Genomic DNA, 18,131 nt, shown 5'->3' with positions numbered 1-18,131 from the left:
CTAGTCGAACCGGCCCCGGCACCATTCCTCGAGCTCGCCCACGAGTGACCGGATCTCCGCGGCCGCGTAGTGCGCGGGGTCCCACGCCGCCCAGTCGCGGACCGTGAGTGGCCGACCGGACCTGGTGATCCGGTGGGAGTCGAGCCCGAAGTCCGGCGGCTCCACCACGACGGCCACTCCGCGGCCCGCGGCGGCCAGCGCTTGTGCCACCGTCCCCGAGGAAACGCCGTCGCCGAGCTCCAGCGCCAGACCCTCTTGTTCGGAGGCCTCGCTGAGAGTCTGCCGCAAGGCGCTGCCGCCCTTCGACACCAGCAGGGTCAGGCCCTCCAGCCGCGCGAGTTCCACGGTGCCGCCCGCGTCCGGCTGCCAGTTCCTCCCGAGCCCCTGCGCTTTGAGCGGCACCTCCAGCACCCGGTGGCGTTCCAGGGCCGCGGGTGGGGTGAGTGTTCCGATCGCCAGATCGGCCCGCCGCTCCTGGACCTCGCGGTAGACCTGCTCGGGAGGGTGCTCGCGGATGTCCCGGACAGGACGTCTCCGCTCCGCGAGGAAGGGCGCCACCACGTACCGCAACACGGTCGGCGGGCAGGCGATCACCAGGTCCACGGACTCCTGGGAGAGCCCGCGCATGACGGCCGTCCCGGTCTGAGTGCGCCAGAGGATGTCCTGGGCGATCGGTAGGAACCGGGCGCCTGCCGGGGTGAGCCGCATGCCCGCGGGAGTGCGGGCGAAGAGTCGGGAGCCGAGTTCGCGTTCCAGGGAGGTGATCTGGCGGGACACCGCGGGCTGCGTCACGAAGAGTGCCTCGGCGGCGGCGCTGACCGTGCCGTGGTCCGCCACGGCGATGAAGTACTCGATGACCCGTAGCTCCACTATGCCTCCAAGTTATGCATATTCAGCCTCATAGGCATTGGACGATTATATTCCTCACCTCGGATAGTTGATCTCCGTGAGACGTGCATCACGGGAAGATCGAATCCCGTCACGGTCTCGGGAGGAACACACATGAGCACTACAGCCACTGCCCGCACGGCGCAGCGCCGTGCCACTCTCGGCGCCTTCGTGGGCACCGCCATCGAGTGGTACGACTTCTTCATCTTCGGCACCGCCGCGGCGCTGGTCTTCGGCAAGGTCTTCTATCCGCAGATCGACCCCGCCTCCGCGCTCATGGCCTCCTTCGCCACCTTCTGGGTCGGCTTCCTGGCCCGTCCGCTGGGCGGTTTCATCTTCGGCCACTTCGGCGACAAGTTCGGCCGCAAGAACACCCTGATCGTCACCCTGGTCATGATGGGCGCCTCCACCGCCCTGATCGGCCTGCTACCCAGCTACGCCCAGATCGGCGCGGCCGCACCGATCCTGCTGATCGTGCTGCGTGCCCTGCAGGGCATCGCCGTCGGCGGTGAATGGGGCGGCGCCGTGCTCATGGCCACCGAGCACGCGTCCGAGGATCGCAAGGGCCGCGCCGGCGCCTGGGTCCAGCAGGGCTCCCCGGCGGGATCCATCCTGGCCACCCTCGCCTTCCTGGCGGTGGGTGCCCTGCCGAACGAGGCCTTCCTCAGCTGGGGCTGGCGCATCCCGTTCCTGCTCTCCGCTGTCCTGGTGATCGTCGGCTTCATCATCCGCGCCAAGGTGGAGGAGTCCGGCCAGTTCCTCGAAGCGAAGGCCCGCAACGAGATCCCGCGGACCCCGGTGGTGGAGGTCTTCCGCACGGCTGGCGGCGCCGTCGTCCTCGGCGTGCTGGCGTCCATTCTCGGCATCGCGGCCGCCTACTTCAGCAACACCTTCCTGCTGGCCTGGACCACGGGTGAGCTGAAGATGAACCGTCAGCTCATCCTGAACATCCTGCTGGTCACCGCCGTTCTGCAATTCATCTGGCAGCCTGTGGCGGCGCGGCTGGCCGAACGCTTCGGCGCCGTGCGGGTCATGATGTCAGCGCTGGTGTTCGCGCTGGTGGTCATCATCCCGCTCTTCCTGGCGATCCTGTCCCAGAACGTGCCGTTCCTGGCCGTGATGATGGTGATCAACATCGTGGGCGCCTCCACCTACTACGCGCTCCTGGCGACCCTGCTGGCCGAAGCCTTCCCGGTCTCCGTCCGCTACACCGGCGTCTCCATCGCGTACCAGCTGTGCGCCACGATCGTGGGCGGCTCCACGCCGCTGATCGCGCAGGCCCTGCTGGGCGGGCTCGGCCCCTGGGGCGTGGCCGGGCTCTACGCGGCGGAAGTGGTGCTGACCGCCGTCGGCGTCTGGGCCATCGCCCGCCGCACGGCCGGCGTGAAGGCGGCTCAGCGGGAGGACGCCCGATGAGCCCGGACCTGAATCAGCCGCTGGCGCCGTCCGACCGGGACGCCATCCTCGCCGCCGTCGACCGGGGCTACCCCGCCCAGCTGGCCTTCACCCAGCGCCTGGTCGCGACCCCCTCACTGCGCGGCGCCGAGGGTGCGGCGCAGGACCTCATGGAGGAGCAGTTCTGCGAGCTGGGCCTGGAGATCGACCGCTGGACGCTGGATCCGGAGGAGATCTCCCGGCACCCCGCGGCGGGCGCCATCGACGTCGACTACTCCGGCAGCGAGGTGGTGGTCGGCACTCATCACGCCGACGACGGCGGGCGGAGCCTCATTCTGAACGGTCACGTCGACGTCGTGCCCACCGGGCTCCCCGAGCTCTGGGAGCGCGATCCGTTCGACCCGGCGATCGTGGACGGCTGGCTCCACGGCCGAGGCGCAGGGGACATGAAGGCCGGGCTCGCCGCGATCCCGTTCGCGCTCCGGGCCCTGCGTGATGCCGGGCTGCGTCCCGCGGGCCGGATCCACGTGCAGTCCGTCCCGGAGGAGGAGAGCACCGGCAACGGCACGGTCTCCACCCTGCAGCACGGCTACCACGCGGACGCCGTGCTCATTCCGGAACCGGTGGGCGGGGACCTGGTCAGGGCGCATCTGGGCGTGATCTGGTTCAAGGTCCGGCTGACCGGCCGGGCCGCGCATGCCGCCGAGATGTCCAGCGGCTTCAACGCCCTGGACGGGGCGTACGCGCTGGTGGGCGCCTTGCGGGTGCTGGAAGAGAAGTGGAACTCCGTCTCCGCGCAGGTGCCCCACTTCGAGGGGATCGAGCATCCCTTCAATTTCAACGTCGGCACGCTGCACGGCGGGGACTGGACCAGTTCCGTGCCGGACCACGCCGAGTTCACCCTCCGTGCGGGGTTCCCGCCCGGGCATGACGTGGACAGCGCCTGGGCCGAGATCCAGGAGTGCATCGATCTGGCCGTGGCCGCACTGCCGGTGCTGCAGGGCGCGAGCGTGACCGTGACGAAGACCGGCTTCTACGCGGACGGCTACGTGCTGGAACCCGGCACCGCGGCCGAAGCGGTCCTGGCGGAGGCGTTCAACTCCACCACGGGCCGGGAGCTGGGCGCGCGCACCATGCTCTGCTACATCGACTCCCGGGTCCACGGGCTGTTCGACGGCACGCCGGCCCTGGTGTTCGGACCGGAATGCCAGCGCATGCACGGAGCCGACGAATGCGTGTCCGTGGCCTCCCTGAAAGAGGTCACGGGCGCCATGGCCCTCTTCATCGCCCAGTGGTGCGGGGTGACACCCGTCTGACTGTCCCGTGACGCCCAATGGCCGGCCGTGACCGCAGGAATTCCGCGGTCACGGCCGGCCGCTGACGTTCCACCCGCAACGGGCCGGCCCCGGTTCCCGGAAGGGTCAGCGCAGCGCGAAGATGGTGCGGTGCCAGTCCTTCTCCACGACGCCGCCCAGCTCGAACATCACGTGCTTGACCTGGGTGTACTCCTCGAAGGAGTAGGCCGACATGTCCTTGCCGAAGCCGGACTGCTTGAAGCCGCCGTGGGGCATCTCGGAGATGATCGGGATGTGGTCGTTGACCCACACGCACCCGGCCTTGATCTCCCGGGTGGCACGCAGCGCACGCTGGATGCTGGAGGTCCAGGCGGAGGCGGCCAGCCCGTACACGGTGTCGTTGGCGAGGGCGATGGCCTCGTCGTCGTCGTCGAAGGGCAGGACCACCAGGACCGGGCCGAACACCTCGTTCTTGACGATCTCCGAATCAGGCGTGGCGTCCACGATCAGCGTGGGGCGGTAGAAGGCGCCGTCGCCCAGTCCGTCCTCGGTGGGGACGTGGCCGCCGGCCACCACGCGGGCGTAGCCCCGGGCGCGCTCGACCATGCCGGCCACGTGGTCGCGGTGCCGGAAGGATGAGAGCGAACCGATGTCCGCGCCGTCATCGTCCGGGGTGCCCAGGACGATGCCGTCGAATCGCGCCGCCAGCTTGTCCACGAACTCCTGGTAGACGCTGCGGTGCACCAGCGCGCGGGTGGCCGCCGTGCAGTCCTGACCCGAGTTGATCAGGGAACCCGCGACGGCGCCGTGCACCGCGGCGTCGATGTCGGCGTCGTCGAACACCACGAAGGGCGCCTTGCCGCCCAGCTCCAGGTGCACACGCTTGGCGTTCACCGCCGCGGCCTCCAGGACGGTGCGGCCCACGGCCGTGGAGCCGGTGAAGGAGACCATGTCCACGTGGGGGTGACGCATGAGAGCCGCGCCGACGGTGCTGCCGCTGCCCACCAGGACGTTGACGACGCCGTCCGGCAGGCCCGCTTCGGTGAGGGCCTCGGCGAACATGACCGAGGTCAGGGGCGTGATCTCGGCCGGCTTGAGGATGATGGTGTTGCCGGCCGCGATGGCGGGCAGGATCTTCCAGGCGGCCATCTGGAGCGGGTAGTTCCACGGGGCGATGGAGCCGATGACGCCGATGGCCTCGCGGCGGATCGCGGAGGTGTGGTCGGCGGAGTACTCGGCCATGGCCTTGCCCTCGAGGTTCCGGGCCGCGCCGGCGAAGAAGTCCACATTGTCGATGGTGCCCGGCACGTCGAATTCGCGGCACAGGCGCAGGGGCTTGCCGGTCTGCGAGCTCTCCGCCTGGGCGAACTCCTCGGCGCGGGCCTCGAGGATGCGGGCGAAGCGCTGCAGGATCGCGGAGCGCTCGCCGGGGGTGGTGCGGGACCAGGCCGGGAAGGCCGCCCGGGCCGCGGCGACGGCGGACTCGAGGTCGCGCAGGCTCGCGAGGGTCACGGTGGCGGTGACCTCACCCGTGGCCGGGTTGATCACGTCCTGGGTGGCGCCGGAGGAACCGGTGACGGCCTTGCCGTTGATGAACTGGTGCATGGTGCGTCCTTCTGTGGCGTTGAGTGCTCAGAGGTGGTGGGTGGAGTGCCCCGGAACCCGCCACTGCTGAGCACTCAGATGGCAGAGAGGCTGCTTTCCCGCTCGGCGCTGTCCAGGATGGCGGCCAGGCCGGCCTGGAAGGTGCTGAGGGAGTCGAGCCGTTGCAGGGCCCGGTGATGCTTTTCGAGCAGGGGATGCCCGGAGAGGTGGGAGAAGATCCGGGGGTTGAGCCACGGGTCGTGGCCCTGGGAGTCGGGAAGCCGCTGGATCTCCAGGGCGACCCCGGCGCCGAGGGCCAGCGTGTAACTTTCCAGGGCGGCGTAGTAATGCACCACGCGCTCCTCCGGGAGGCCCGCGTCCGTGAGGCACTGCAGCACGAACTCGATGGCTTTCAGCTCGCCGGGACCATAGGTGTCCGTGGCGAAGGATTCGCTGCCCAGGGAGGGGTACTGCATGAAGACCCTGAGCAGTTCGTCCAGATAGGCCTCCAGCCGGGCCCGCCAGTCGCTCTGCCGGCCCGCGGCCTCGGTGCGTTCCACGGACAGGGCGAAGAGCCGGTCCAGAGCCGCCCGGATGATGGCATCCCTATTGCGGAAATGCCGGTACACCGCGGTGGCGTCCACCCCGAGTTCCTCGCCCAGGCGGCGGAACGTGAAGCGCTCGCCGGGATCCTGTCCGGCGATTTTCAGGACTGCGTCGATGATGGTTTCCGGGTCAAGCCGTGCGCGGCGTTCACTGGGCTGCGCGGCCTGCGCCATCTATCCACCCCGCTTCCATGCCTCGGTTCTGGAACCCCACGGTACACGATCCCGACGCCGTCACGTCAAGGGAGTCAGACGCAATGTCATTAATGATGTCAACATCGTTGACTTAACTGTGACCCGCATCATAGTGTCGAGTGCAATCCAGCCCCGCACACAGATTCGAGGAGCTCATGGCAACTGCGCAGACCATCCTGGAGAACGGATGGGTCTACACCGGCCGCGACGACGCACCGCGCCGGGCCGACCTGGCGATCGGCGACGGGAAGGTCCTCGCGGTGGGGACGGCCGATGAACTGGCACACCTGGCGGACGCGGGCACCGAACGGCTGAACGTCGCCGGCAAGCTGATCGTCCCGGGGTTCCAGGACTCCCACATGCATCCGGTCTTCGCCGGCGTGGAACTCCTGCAATGCGACCTCACCGAAGTCACCAGCGGCGCGGAAGCCGTGGAGACCGTCCGCCGCTACGCCGAGGAACACCCGGATGAGCCCTGGATCCTCGGCGCCGGCTGGTCCATGGAACACTTCCCGGGCGGCACACCCACCCGCGGGCTCCTCGACGCCGTGGTCCCGGACCGCCCCGTCTTCCTCCAGAACCGTGACCACCACGGGGCCTGGGTGAACAGCAAGGCCCTGGAACTCGCGGGCATCGACGCCACCACCCCGGACCCGGAGAGCGGACGCCTTGAGCGCGAAGCGGACGGCACCCCGGCGGGAACAGTGCACGAAGGCGCGATGGACCTCTTCGCAGCGGTCCGGCCCGGAACCACCCATGAGCTGGCCTACGCCGGCCTGATCAAGGCCCAGGCCCTCCTCCTCTCCCAGGGCATCACCGCCTGGCAGGACGCCTGGGTGACCAATCCGGAGGATGGCAGCGTGGACCTCCTCAAGGTCTACGTGCAGGCCGCCCAGGCCGGCGATCTCAAGGTCCGGGTCCGCATCTGCCAGTGGTGGGACCGCACCGCCGGCGACGCCCAGCTGGAACCCGTCCTCGCCCGTCGCGAGGAGGTGGCCCAGGCGGTGGCGCCGGAACGGCTCACCGCGAGCACCGTCAAGGTCATGGTGGACGGGGTCGCCGAGAACTTCACCGCGGCCATGCACGAGCCCTACCGTGACCACCACGGACACCACACCGACAACCGCGGCATCGAGTTCTTCGACCCGGAGGAGATGAAGGGCTTCGTCACCGCCCTGGACGCCGCCGGGATGCAGCTCCACTTCCACGCCCTGGGTGACCGCGCCGTCACGGACTCCCTCGACGCGCTCGAACACGCCCGCCAGGCCAATGGCTCCACCGACGGCCGCCACCACCTGGCGCACCTTCAGCTGGTCCGGGCCGAGGACACCCCGCGCTTCGCGGAACTCGGCGCCGTGGCCAATGTGCAGGCACTCTGGGCCTGCCACGAAGAGCAGATGGACGAGCTCACCCTGCCGTTCCTGGAGCCCGACGCCGAAGAACGCCACTACCCGTTCGGGGAACTGGCCTCCCACGGCGTCCGCCTGGCCGCCGGCAGTGACTGGCCCGTCTCCAGCGCAGACCCGCTCGCGGCGATGCACGTGGCCGTCAACAGGACCGCCCCGGGCGCGACCGACGCCCCGCTGGGCCCGGAACACCAGAAACTGAGCCTCAAGCAGATCCTGGACGCTTACACTCAGGGCACCGCCTGGATCAATCACCTCGATCAGGTCACCGGCACCCTGGAGGAAGGGCGCCTGGCCGACTTCGTGATCCTGGACCGGGACGTCTTCCAGCTGCGCGCGGACCAGATCCACACCGCCCGCGTCGAGGAGACCTGGATCGACGGGGAACGCGTCTACCGCAGGACCGCCCAGGAGGGGGAAGCATGAGGAAGAGCCCGCACGGCACGGCCCCGCGGCGACGCCGGGGACGCGCCTTCCGGAGCGTGCGCGAGTGGTTCGGCGCGCCGTCGTCGTCCGCGGAACGCCCGACGACGGCGGCCCGCGGCAAGGCGGCCATCACCCTCGCCGTGGTGGGCGGCCTGGTCCTGAGCGGCTGCGCGGCACGGCCCGGCGCCGCGGGGAACCCCGGCGAAGCGAAGTTCACCCTGAGCCAGGGGTCCCCGGCGCCGACCAAGGACATCGACGGCTTCTCCTGGGCGATGTACGCCGAGCCGTTCTCCCTGGACTACGCCTACGCCTTCGACTACCCGGACAACACCGTCCTGGCCAATGTCTGCGAGTCGCTGTTCCGCTGGAACAAGGACCTCACGGTGTCGCCCGGCCTGGCCACCAAGGTGGACAACCCGGACCCGCTGCACTGGGTCTACACCATCCGGCAGGGCGTGAAGTTCCACGACGGGACCATCATGACGGCCGACGACGTGGTGGCGTCCCTCCGCCGGCACCTCGATGAGAAGGTCGGCTCGTTCTGGGCGTCGGCGTTCCAGAACGTGGCGAGCATCGACAAGACGGCGGCGGACCAGGTGACCATCACCATGGCCAAGCCGGATTACACCCTGAACGCGGCGCTGGTCGGCTCGCCCGGCGTCGTCGAGTCCGCCAAGACCCTCGCCAAGGACGGCAAGGACTACGGCAACTCCACGAAGGGCGTGAACTGCACCGGTCCCTTCTCCTTCGTCAGCTGGGAAGCGGGGGAGAGCATCACTCTCAAGCGCTTCGACGATTACTGGGACCCGTCCCTGAAGGCGAAGTCCAAACAAGTGACGTTCAAGATGCTGACGGACGCCAACTCGCGCATCAACGCCCTCCAGACCGGCGAGATCGACGGGGCCTTCATGATCCCGTCCAATGCCATGGACATCCTCAAGGCCAACACGGACGCGGGGAACCTCTACTTCGGTGCGGACAGCACGGTCCAGAGCCTGGTTTTCACGGACCTGGCCGGGACCTTCAAGGACGTGAGGGTCCGCAAAGCCCTCATGATGGCCATCAACCGGCCCTCCCTCATCAAGGCGGCCGAACAGGGCTACGCCCGGCCGACCGACGCCCTCACCACGCGCAATGTGTGGAATGCGGCGAAGCCGGCGACGGTGGACAAGGCCTTCGGTGACCTGGAGCCGCTGAAGTACGACCTGGCCGAGGCGAAGAAGCTCGTGAAGGAGGCCGGCGCCACCGGCAAGAAGGTGGTGTTCTCCACGGCCTCGCTGAGCGCGGCCTTCGATATCGAGACCCGGGCCATCGCGTCCGCGGCGAAGGAGATCGGGCTCAACCCCGAGATCCGGACGATGTCCAACGACAAATACACGACCCTGTTCTCCGATCCGGAGGCCCGCAAAGGCACGGACCTGGTGCTGACCTCCTGGTATCTCTCCAGCACCGAACCGCTCGAGATGTACAGCGTGCTGCGGGAAGGAGACTTCAGCAACTACGGCGGCTGGGTCAACAAGCAGTACGACAAGCTCGTCAACCAGGCGATCGGGACCAAGGACCCGGATCAGCGAGCGAAGTTCACCGGGCAGGCGGCGAAGATCGCCAGCGACGAGGTGGTCTGGGGTCCGCTGTACGAGACGGTCACGTCCATGTGGCTGGGCAAGCGCATCACCGGGGCCGACCCGTCCATCAACTACATGTACTTCCCGTGGGCTGCCAAGATCGGAGGCCGTTGACCATGACTGCTGTTGACGTGAAACCCTCGCCCGACTCCCCGGGCCCCGGTGGCTCCGGAGCATCCGACGGGACGGGAGGGCCCGGCGTGCCGGGTGCCTCCGGCAACGCCCGGAAGCGCAAGGGCGGCTCCCGCCTGCGGTTCGTGCTCGTCAAGATCGGCACCCTGCTGCTGACCCTGTTCGTGGCCTCGCTCGCGGTGTTCTTCTCGCGCTTCCTGGTCCCCGGCGACCCGGCACGCTTCCTGCTCCGAGGCCGCAGCCCCAAGCCGGAGGCGCTCGCGGAGATCACCCGTCAGTACGGCCTGGACAAGCCACCGTGGGAGCAGTACGTGAACTGGCTGGGCGGCATTCTGCACGGCGACTGGGGTCGGTCCCTGACCTACCGGCAGGACGTCTCGGACGTGCTGCTCAACCGCCTTCCCACCACCTTGCAGCTCGTGGCGCTCGCCGCCGTCTTCATCACGATCCTGGGCCTGCTGGCCGGCATCATCGCGAGCCTCAACAAGGGCTTCGGCGACAAGTTCATCCTGATCTCCCTCACTGCGGCCGGCGCGGTCCCGCCCTTCGTGGCGGCCATCGGCCTCGTGGCGGTCTTCTCCGTGAACCTGGGCTGGTTCCCGTCCTTCGGCAGCGGAGACGGCTTCTGGGACCGGATCTGGCATCTCACCCTGCCGGCCCTGGCCCTCGGCGTCACGTACATCGCCTTCGTGGCCCGGGTGACCCGCTCCTCCATGAATGAACAGCTCATCAGGGAACACGTCGAGGTGGCCACGAGCCGCGGCCTGACGCGTCCCACCGTGGTCCTGCGCCACGTGCTGCGCAATGCCCTGGGTCCCATCCTCACGGTGAGCGGCGTCCTGATCGCGGGACTCCTGGTCTCCAGCGCCATCATCGAGCAGACCTTCGGCCTCACCGGGATCGGCCAGCTCCTGGTCCAGTCCATCGACCGGCTGGACTTCGGCGTGGTGCAGGCGATCGTCATGGTCGTGGTCACGGCGTTCGTCGTGGTCAACACCGTGGTGGACCTGGTCCAGCCCCTCATCGACCCTCGTATCGCCGCCGGATCGGAGACCCGATGACCCTCTCAATGACGCTCCCGCAGACCGGGTTCCGGCGCTACACCTCGGCCCTGTCCCTCACGGCGTGGATCGCCGTGGTCGTCGCGGCCGTGGTGGTCGTGGTGTCCGTGCTGGCCCCGACCCTGGCCCCGTACGACCCGGACTACGTCGATCTGGACAACGTCCTGGCCGGGCCCAGCGCCCAGCACCTCCTGGGCACGGACGCCCTGGGCCGTGACCTGCTCAGCCGGCTCATGTTCGGCGGGCGGACCTCGCTGCTCGGCCCCACCCTGGTGGTGCTCGGCTCCACGGTCCTCGGCCTGCTCCTGGGCCTCGCCGCGGGCTGGTCCGACGGCTGGCTCGGCAAGGTCCTGGGCCGGGTGTTCGACATCCTCTTCGCCTTCCCGGCCCTGCTGGTGTCCATGCTCGCCGTCGCGCTCTTCGGCAAGGGTCTCGTGGCGCCCATCATCGCCATGACCATCGCCTATGTGCCCTATGTGGCGCGCCTGACCCAGGGGCTCGTGGCTTCGGAGCGCTCCCGGCCGTACGTCCAGGCGTACCGGGTGCTCGGCTTCCGGACTCCGTGGGTGGTCCTGGGCCGGGTGCTGCCGAACCTGATCCCCACCGTGGGCGCCCAGTCGGCGCTGAACTTCGGCTACGTCCTGGCGGACCTCGCGGCCCTGTCCTTCATCGGCCTCGGCGTCCAGCCGCCCACGAGCGACTGGGGCGCCATGATCGAGGAGTCCCGAGGGGCTCTGCTGGGCGGTTACATCCTGCCGGCGTTCTGGCCGGCCCTGGTGGTGGTGATCGTGGTGGTCGCCGTGAACGTCATCGGTGAAGAGATCTCGGATCGGATCGGAGGCAAGCTCTCATGAGCCACTTGCTGGAAGTACAGGACTTCACCCTCGGCTTCGCGGGCCGCGACCCGCTGCTGGACAAGGTCTCCCTCCACGTCGACGACGGCGAGGCGGTGGCACTGGTGGGCGAGTCCGGTTCGGGGAAGTCCCTGACCACGCGGGCCGCACTGGGACTCCTCCCGGAGCGCGCCCAGCACTCGGGCCTGGTGTCCGTCCGTGGCCTCGACACGCTCACGGCCGGACGCCAGCAGCTCCTGGACCTGCGCCGTCAGCGCGCGTCCATGATCTTCCAGGACCCCCGCGCGGGCATCAATCCGGTGCGGACCGTGGGCGACTTCCTGACCGAGACGCTGGTGCGCTGGCGCGGGCTGTCCCGGGCCGAGGCCACCGAACGCGCCGTGACGCAGCTGGAGCAGGTGGGACTGCGCCGGGCCAAGGACCTGGTGAACCAGTACCCGCACCAGCTCTCCGGCGGCATGCTGCAGCGTGTCATGATCGCGGCCGCGCTCCTGGACTCCCCGGAGCTGCTGCTCTGCGACGAGCCCACCACGGCCCTGGACGTGACCACGCAGGCCGGGATCGTCCAGCTGCTGCGGGACGAGCAGCAGGCCCGCGGCATGGGCATGCTGTTCATCACGCACGACCTCAATCTCGCGGCCAGCCTGTGTGAGCGCGTCTACGTGCTCCGCCGCGGCAAGGTGGTGGAGCACGGCCGCACCCGTGACGTCTTCGTGAGCCCGCAGCAGGACTACACCCGGGAGCTCGTGGGGGCCACCCCGACCATCGACCTGGACCGGGTGCCGGCCCCGCCCGCCCCGACCGAGGACGCGCCACTGCTGGAGGTCTCCGGGCTGAGCAAGCGGTACGAGCTCGCCCACGGAGAGGTCATCACGGCCCTCGACGACGCCGCGTTCACCCTCCCGCGCGGAGGCTCGCTCGGCGTCGTGGGGGAGTCCGGTTCGGGCAAGTCCACGCTCGCTCGCCTGGTGGTCGCCCTGGAGACCGCCAGCGACGGCGAGCTCCACCTGGACGGGACCAAGCGCCCGGCCCGCCCGCTGAAGGCGGCCGAGCGCAAGCTCCTGGCCAGGGATGTGCAGATCGTCTTCCAGGACCCGTACCTCTCCCTGGACCCCCGGATCCCCGTGGGGCAGGCCGTGGCCGACGTGTTCCGGCTGCACCGCAAGCAGGGCCGCAAGGCGGCCGTGGACAGCGCCCGCGACCTTCTGGAGCGCGTGGGCATCGGCCCCGAGCGTTTCGGGGCGAAACCCCGGGCGCTCTCCGGCGGTCAGCGCCAGAGGGTCGCCCTGGCCAAGGCGCTCGCGGCGCAGCCCAGGCTCCTGGTCCTGGACGAGGCCACCAGCGCCCTGGACGTCTCCGTCCAGGCTCAGGTGCTGGAACTCGTCGAGGAACTCCGCGACCAGCTCGGCCTGACCATCCTCTTCGTCACGCACGACCTGGCCGTGGTGTCCCGGATCTGCTCGCAGGTCCTGGTGATGCACCAGGGCCGGATCGTGGAACAGGGCCCCACGGCGGAGGTCCTGGCGGCGCCCGCGGACGACTACACCCGGAACCTCATCGGGTCCCGTCCGCGGCCTCTCTGGGATGCCGAGCCGGTGGCCCTCTGAGGCCCCGCCCACCCACACTTCACTCACCCCGCACTGAAACAGGAGAAACTCCCGTGCATACCACCGTTTTCGAACGGAACGTCCCGCAGCCCGCCGTCGTCGCGCGATCTCTGGACGGCGCCGTCCACCGCCCGTTCTGGATCGACGACCTGGGTCCGGACGTGACCCGGTACCCCCGGCTGGAGGGCGACGCGAGCGCTGCCCTGGTGATCGTCGGCGGCGGCTACACGGGCCTGTGGACCGCGCTGCGTGCCAAGGAACGTGAACCCGAGCGCAGCGTCATCCTGCTCGAAGGCGAGCGCATCGCCTGGGCGGCATCCGGGCGCAACGGCGGCTTCTGCGAGGCCAGCCTGACCCACGGCTACGAGAACGGCAAGAGCCGCTGGCCGCAGGAGATCGAGACCCTCGAACGTCTGGGCCTGGAGAACCTGGAGCGCATGCAGGAGGCGATCGAGCGTTACGGCATGGACTGCGACTGGGAGCGCACCGGCGAGCTGAACGTCGCCGTCGAACCCCATCAGCTCCAGTGGCTGGCGGAGGAGAGCGGCGGGCACGTCCTGGACCGGGAGGCCACCCAGGCCGAGGTCAACTCGCCCACGTTCCTGGGGTCGGTGTGGCTCAAGGACTCCGTGGCCATGGTGCACCCGTACAAGCTCGCCACCGAGCTCGCCCGGGTGGCCACCGAGCTGGGCGTGACCATCCATGAGGGGACGCGGGTGCGGGAGCTGGTGGACGTCGACGGCGGCGTGGACGTGGTCACGGACCGCGGCACCGTCCACGCGGGCCAGGTGGTGCTGGGCACCAACGTCTTCCCGTCCCTGCTCAAGCGCAACGCGCTCATGACCGTGCCGGTCTACGACTACGCCATCATGACCGAACCGCTGAGCGAGGAGCAGCTCGCGGCCATCGGCTGGACCAACCGGCAGGGCATCGGGGACATGGCCAACCAGTTCCACTACTACCGGATCACCCGGGACAACCGGATCCTGTTCGGCGGCTATGACGCGCTGTACTTCTGGGGCCGGCGGGTCGATGAGGGCCATGAGTACCAGCCGGGCACGTGGGAGAAGCTGGCCAGCCACTTCTTCACCACGTTCCCGCAGCTGGAGGGCCTGAAGTTCACGCACAAGTGGGCGGGCCCCATCGACTCCAGCACCCAGTTCTGCGCGTTCTTCGGCACGGCGCGGAAGGAGCGCGTGGCCTACGCCTCGGGCTTCACGGGCCTGGGTGTGGGGGCCACGGCCTTCGCCGCGGACGTGATGCTGGACCTGCTGAGCGGCGCGGACACGGAGCGGACCCGCGTGGAGATGGTCCGCAAGCGGCCCCTGCCGTTCCCTCCGGAACCGTTCGCCTCGGTGGGCATCAACCTGACGCGGTGGTCCATGGACCGGGCCGACCACAACGAAGGCAAGCGGAACTTCATCCTGAAGGCCCTCGACGCCGTGGGGCTGGGCTTCGACTCCTGAGTGGCCGTTCCGCCGTGGTTCTGCGCCCTGTTTCACTTTTCGCGGGGATATTGCCCCGCGAAAAGTGAAACAGGGCGCAGTTCTCTGTGTGGGTGAGGCCGACGCCGCCGCGCGCCCCGGCGGGCTAAGCCTCCCAGCGCTCCCGGATGGTCCGGATCAGCGCGCCGAAGTCGTCCGCCATGGCCGCGCCGTCGTAGTCCGGATCGGACAGCCACTGCATCTGCAGTCCGTCCATGGTCGCCACCAGACAGCGCACCAGGGAATCCACCGGTGCGTCCGCGCTGAGCCGGCCGTCCTCCGCGGCTTCGCGGAAGGCGCGCCGGATCATCTCCTCGGCCAGACGGTGGTGTTCCAGGAGCCAGGAGTTGGCCGGGTGATCGTGAGCGGTCGCCTCACCGGCCAGGGTGGTGAAGAGCCGGATCATGCCGGGCTGCCGGGTGTTGAGGCGGACCAGCCGCTCGAGCCGCTCCACTGCGGCCCAGGCCCGAGGGGCTCCCTGATCGAGCCCGTCCAGCAGCGCCATGTCCTGCGCGTCACGCCATTCCATGACCGCGCCCAGGAGCACGTCCTTGGTGGCGAAGTGATGGAGCAGGCCGGTCTGACTCAGGCCGCAGGCCCGCGCCACGGAACTCATGGAGGTGCCCCGGTAGCCCTCCTCGGAGAAGACCTGGGCGGCGGTCGCCAGGATCTCCTCGCGCCGGGCGGCGCTGTCCGCGCCCTTCGGACGTCCGCTGTTGCGCCGGAGCCGTCCAGAGGCGTTCGCGGCCGTGCCCGAGGTGGCGTTCTCCTGCGAAGGGACGGGCGGCATGGCTCTCCAAGAAGTCCGGGACGGGATGTGGCCTGGGGGAACGTGCCGTTCCCCCAGGCCGAGGCTCATCCCAACGATACCCGCGCCCGGATGTCGCCCAGGCCCCGGGCCAGGAGGAGTTCCCCGCCCGAGAGGTCCTGCCAGGAGCCGGCGGTCTCGTCCCAGCGGCGGAACAGCCGGGGATCCGCGCGGACGGTCACGGGGACCGAGCCGCCTGCTGGGACCTCGACGGTCGCGTACCCCGCCAGCCGGACGGGCTGCCCGGCCTCCGCGGGATCGTAGTACAGCTGCACCGCTTCACGGCTGTCCCGTGCCGAGACGTTTCGCAGCGTCAGGGACACGGCGGGGGCGCCGTCGTCGTCCGTGAGCTCAGCGTCCGCGTACTCCCAGGCGCCGAAACCGAGCCCGGCGCCGAACCAGAACAGCGGCTCCGGGGCGTTCCCGGCGTGGTAGCCGCGGTAGCCGATGGCGGTGCCGTCGCTGTAGTCCAGGCCGAGCGTCTCGTCCGGCTGGGTGTTCCAGGCCGGGGCCGCGCCGTCCGCGGAAGGATAAGTGGTGACGAGGCGGCCGGTCGGCTCGGCCGCGCCCGTGAGGACGTCCGCCACGGCATGCCCGCCCTCCTGGCCCGGCAGCCCCACGATCACCACCGCGTCCACCTCATCCAGCCACGGCATGAGGATCGGGGTGGCGGCGTTCACGACCACCACGGTCCGCTCCGCCGCCGCGGCCACGCGGCGCACCAGCTCGTCCTGCCGTCCGGGCAGGGCCAGGGTGTGCTTGTCCGCGGCCTCGGTCTCGTCCTCCTCGGTCAGCCCGACCACGACGACGGCGGTCCCCGCCCCGCCCGCGGCCTCCTCGGCGGCGGCGAGGGCCTGATCGTCGCTGACCGGGAGCGACTCGGCGACCAGGGCGGCCACCCCGGCCCCGGACGCCGCGAAGATGTGGCTCTCCTCGGCCACCCTCACGTGCGGCTGCGCCTCCAGCACGGCACGCCAGTCCACGGTCCGGAAGGTCTGCGCGGCGGTGACCCGGACCCCGGCGGGCAGGTCCAGGAGCTCGGAGAACGCGGGGGGACGGAGGATGCCCTCGCCGGGATCGAAGCCCTCGGTGCTGACCTCGCGGTCCAGTTCCTCCAGCACCGTGCCGTCCGGGCCGGTGACGGTCACGTGCCAGTGGCCCGCGCCGATGGCCCCCACCCGGACGGTGCCCGCCGGGTTCCGCAGGTCCGCCTCGATCCGCACTGCGGCGGGGGACTCCTGGCCGGGGTCGTCGAAGCCGGTGCTCAGGGACGCCACGGGGGAGTGCCCGGAGCCGAGCTCATGCCCGTCCGCCGCCAGCCGGGTGATTCGGACGCCCGGTTCGCCGCTCACGGGGTCCGTGACGAACTCCGGGCTCGCGGCGAGGGGGCGTCGCCGGATGGCCAGCCCGTCCACCACGGTCAGGCGGTCCCCGAGCCGGGTTTCCAGACCCTCGGCGATGCTGACCTGGTAAGGCGGGGTGACCTGCGCGGAGCCGCCGCCCATGCACACGGTGTGCACGGCGGACCGCCCCACGAGCGCGACGGGACCGTCCTGGCTGAGAGGGAGGGCTCCGGCGTCGTTCTTCAGCAGCGTCATGCCGCGGGTGGCGATCCGGCGCAGCTGTTCCCGGCGCTCCGGGGAGTCCGGGGCGGGCATGCCCTGCGCGAAAACGGAGGACGCGAGCGGGGATGTGCCGTCCGTGCCGAAGGCGCCGGTGCGCCGGGCCAGGAGGAGCAGCCGGGTGACGTGGTCGTCCACGGTGCTCTCGGCGACGTCTCCGCGCCGGACGGCGGCCACCAGGCGGTCACCCCACGGGCCCACCGGACCCGGCATGACCAGGTCCAGGCCGCCATTGGCGGATTGGACGGTGCGTTTGGTGGCGAACCAGTCGCTCATGATGAGGCCGTCCCAGCCCCATTCGTCCTTCACGATCCCGTTCTGGATGTGGTCCTGCTCGGTGGCGGTCACGCCGTTGATGTCGTTGTAGGCGGCCATCATGGCCCACGGATGGGCGTCCTGGACGGCCATCTCGAACGGCAGCAGGTAGACCTCCCGGAGCGCGGTCTCGGAGACGCGGGAGTCCATGAAGTTGCGCAGGATCTCGGATTCGTTGGCCACCAGGTGCTTGAGGCAGGCGCCCGTGCCGCCGCCCCGGCGTCCGGACCCGCCGGAGCCGGGCCCGCCGTCGCGCTGTCCGGCCCCGCCGGAGCCGGCGTCGGGTGCCCCCTCCTGCAAGCCGCGGACATAGGCGCTCGCCGCCCGCCCGGTCAGGTAGGGATCCTCCGAGTAGGCCTCGAAGAGCCGTCCGCCCAGCGGGGTGCGGTGCAGATTGATGGTGGGTCCGAGGACCACGTGGATGTTCTGGCGATGCGCCTCCTCGGAGAGCATCCCACCCACCTCCTCGGCGATCGCGTCGTCCCAGGAGGACGCGATGAGGGTGGCGTTGGGGAAGAGGGCCACCGCGTCGCCGCCCATGAACTTCAGGCCGCGCACCCCGGTGGGGCCGTCGGAGAAGGCGAGGGGCACCAGGCCGATGGCGTCGTTGCCGGGAAGGGTGAAGGCCGTCTCCCCGGTCAGGAGGTTCACCTTCTCCTCGAGGCTGAGCCGGGAGATCGCCTGCGCGACCGCTTCCCGCGACTGTGCGTCCGTGCTGGTGCTCTGGGTCATGTCACTTCACCTTCTGGGACTTGCAGCGAACTAAAATAGGTAACTATTACTATTTCATGGAGTGACATGGGTCACAAGAGGCTGAGGTGGGTCGGTT

The 18,131-nt window shown here is 69.9% G+C and carries 13 protein-coding genes; 8 read left to right on the top strand and 5 right to left on the bottom strand.

Features of this window, described 5'->3' with window-relative positions; genetic code table 11:
• Positions 1-870 carry a LysR family transcriptional regulator gene (locus AB4Y75_RS11935; RefSeq protein ID WP_441436101.1) on the bottom strand — a complete coding sequence of 290 codons (870 nt, stop codon included), beginning with the start codon at positions 868-870 and terminating at the stop codon, positions 1-3.
• 132 nt (positions 871-1,002) lie between these two features.
• Here AB4Y75_RS11935 and AB4Y75_RS11930 point away from each other — a divergent pair, with 132 nt between their 5' ends.
• Together AB4Y75_RS11930 and AB4Y75_RS11925 are read left to right on the top strand one after the other, a co-directional pair.
• On the top strand, positions 1,003-2,304 hold the full coding sequence (locus tag AB4Y75_RS11930; RefSeq protein ID WP_441436100.1) for an MFS transporter: 1,302 nt from the start codon (positions 1,003-1,005) through the stop codon (positions 2,302-2,304).
• Positions 2,301-3,599, top strand: coding sequence for an ArgE/DapE family deacylase (locus AB4Y75_RS11925; protein WP_441436099.1), 1,299 nt, complete (start codon positions 2,301-2,303; stop codon positions 3,597-3,599). The genes AB4Y75_RS11930 and AB4Y75_RS11925 overlap by 4 nt, the downstream gene beginning before the upstream one ends.
• Positions 3,600-3,704: 105 nt before the next feature.
• Here AB4Y75_RS11925 and AB4Y75_RS11920 read toward each other — a convergent pair whose 3' ends face one another.
• Together AB4Y75_RS11920 and AB4Y75_RS11915 are read right to left on the bottom strand one after the other, a co-directional pair.
• Positions 3,705-5,183 carry a gamma-aminobutyraldehyde dehydrogenase gene (locus tag AB4Y75_RS11920; RefSeq protein ID WP_441436098.1) on the bottom strand — a complete coding sequence of 493 codons (1,479 nt, stop codon included), beginning with the start codon at positions 5,181-5,183 and terminating at the stop codon, positions 3,705-3,707.
• 74 nt (positions 5,184-5,257) lie between these two features.
• The gene (locus tag AB4Y75_RS11915) at positions 5,258-5,941 is read right to left on the bottom strand and encodes a TetR/AcrR family transcriptional regulator (protein WP_441436097.1); all 684 of its coding nucleotides are present in this window, start codon (positions 5,939-5,941) and stop codon (positions 5,258-5,260) included.
• 176 nt (positions 5,942-6,117) lie between these two features.
• On the opposite strand from AB4Y75_RS11915, the gene AB4Y75_RS11910 reads away from it, so the two are divergent.
• The 6 genes from AB4Y75_RS11910 to AB4Y75_RS11885 are packed head-to-tail and all read left to right on the top strand — an operon-like array spanning position 6,118 to position 14,539.
• Positions 6,118-7,794: an amidohydrolase gene (locus tag AB4Y75_RS11910; protein WP_441436096.1), complete on the top strand. Its 1,677-nt coding sequence runs from the start codon at positions 6,118-6,120 to the stop codon at positions 7,792-7,794.
• Positions 7,791-9,533, top strand: coding sequence for an ABC transporter substrate-binding protein (locus AB4Y75_RS11905; RefSeq protein ID WP_441436095.1), 1,743 nt, complete (start codon positions 7,791-7,793; stop codon positions 9,531-9,533). Before AB4Y75_RS11910 ends, AB4Y75_RS11905 begins: the two co-directional genes overlap by 4 nt.
• A gap of 2 nt (positions 9,534-9,535) precedes the next feature.
• Positions 9,536-10,612, top strand: a complete 1,077-nt coding sequence (locus AB4Y75_RS11900; protein ID WP_441436094.1) for an ABC transporter permease — start codon at positions 9,536-9,538, stop codon at positions 10,610-10,612.
• Positions 10,609-11,466: an ABC transporter permease gene (locus tag AB4Y75_RS11895; RefSeq protein WP_441436093.1), complete on the top strand. Its 858-nt coding sequence runs from the start codon at positions 10,609-10,611 to the stop codon at positions 11,464-11,466. The genes AB4Y75_RS11900 and AB4Y75_RS11895 overlap by 4 nt, the downstream gene beginning before the upstream one ends.
• Positions 11,463-13,073 (top strand): dipeptide ABC transporter ATP-binding protein, encoded by a 1,611-nt coding sequence (locus AB4Y75_RS11890; RefSeq protein WP_441436092.1) that lies wholly within the window; start codon positions 11,463-11,465, stop codon positions 13,071-13,073. Before AB4Y75_RS11895 ends, AB4Y75_RS11890 begins: the two co-directional genes overlap by 4 nt.
• 53 nt (positions 13,074-13,126) lie before the next feature.
• Complete coding sequence (locus AB4Y75_RS11885; protein WP_441436091.1) at positions 13,127-14,539, top strand: NAD(P)/FAD-dependent oxidoreductase; 1,413 nt, start codon at positions 13,127-13,129, stop codon at positions 14,537-14,539.
• 124 nt (positions 14,540-14,663) lie between these two features.
• On the opposite strand, the gene AB4Y75_RS11880 is transcribed toward AB4Y75_RS11885, so the two are convergent.
• Both AB4Y75_RS11880 and AB4Y75_RS11875 read right to left on the bottom strand, forming a co-directional pair.
• On the bottom strand, positions 14,664-15,347 hold the full coding sequence (locus AB4Y75_RS11880; RefSeq protein WP_441436090.1) for a TetR/AcrR family transcriptional regulator: 684 nt from the start codon (positions 15,345-15,347) through the stop codon (positions 14,664-14,666).
• 65 nt (positions 15,348-15,412) lie between these two features.
• The gene (locus tag AB4Y75_RS11875; RefSeq protein WP_441436089.1) at positions 15,413-18,034 is read right to left on the bottom strand and encodes a beta-glucosidase; all 2,622 of its coding nucleotides are present in this window, start codon (positions 18,032-18,034) and stop codon (positions 15,413-15,415) included.
• Positions 18,035-18,131: the final 97 nt, after the last annotated feature.

Source organism: Arthrobacter sp. RAF14 (assembly GCF_052114185.1).
Classification (GTDB): Bacteria; Actinomycetota; Actinomycetes; order Actinomycetales; family Micrococcaceae; genus Arthrobacter_E.
This window is presented reverse-complemented; position numbering and strand designations above follow the sequence as displayed.

Excerpts from the sequence above, each read along its gene's own strand:
- AB4Y75_RS11875 (WP_441436089.1), bottom strand. The coding sequence starts at position 18,034 with ATGACCCAGAGCACCAGCACGGACGCACAGTCGCGGGAAGCGGTCGCG.
- AB4Y75_RS11910 (WP_441436096.1), top strand. The coding sequence starts at position 6,118 with ATGGCAACTGCGCAGACCATCCTGGAGAACGGATGGGTCTACACCGGC.
- AB4Y75_RS11890 (WP_441436092.1), top strand. The coding sequence starts at position 11,463 with ATGAGCCACTTGCTGGAAGTACAGGACTTCACCCTCGGCTTCGCGGGC.
- AB4Y75_RS11915 (WP_441436097.1), bottom strand. The coding sequence starts at position 5,941 with ATGGCGCAGGCCGCGCAGCCCAGTGAACGCCGCGCACGGCTTGACCCG.
- AB4Y75_RS11880 (WP_441436090.1), bottom strand. The coding sequence starts at position 15,347 with ATGCCGCCCGTCCCTTCGCAGGAGAACGCCACCTCGGGCACGGCCGCG.
- AB4Y75_RS11900 (WP_441436094.1), top strand. The coding sequence starts at position 9,536 with ATGACTGCTGTTGACGTGAAACCCTCGCCCGACTCCCCGGGCCCCGGT.
- AB4Y75_RS11905 (WP_441436095.1), top strand. The coding sequence starts at position 7,791 with ATGAGGAAGAGCCCGCACGGCACGGCCCCGCGGCGACGCCGGGGACGC.
- AB4Y75_RS11895 (WP_441436093.1), top strand. The coding sequence starts at position 10,609 with ATGACCCTCTCAATGACGCTCCCGCAGACCGGGTTCCGGCGCTACACC.
- AB4Y75_RS11930 (WP_441436100.1), top strand. The coding sequence starts at position 1,003 with ATGAGCACTACAGCCACTGCCCGCACGGCGCAGCGCCGTGCCACTCTC.
- AB4Y75_RS11925 (WP_441436099.1), top strand. The coding sequence starts at position 2,301 with ATGAGCCCGGACCTGAATCAGCCGCTGGCGCCGTCCGACCGGGACGCC.
- AB4Y75_RS11920 (WP_441436098.1), bottom strand. The coding sequence starts at position 5,183 with ATGCACCAGTTCATCAACGGCAAGGCCGTCACCGGTTCCTCCGGCGCC.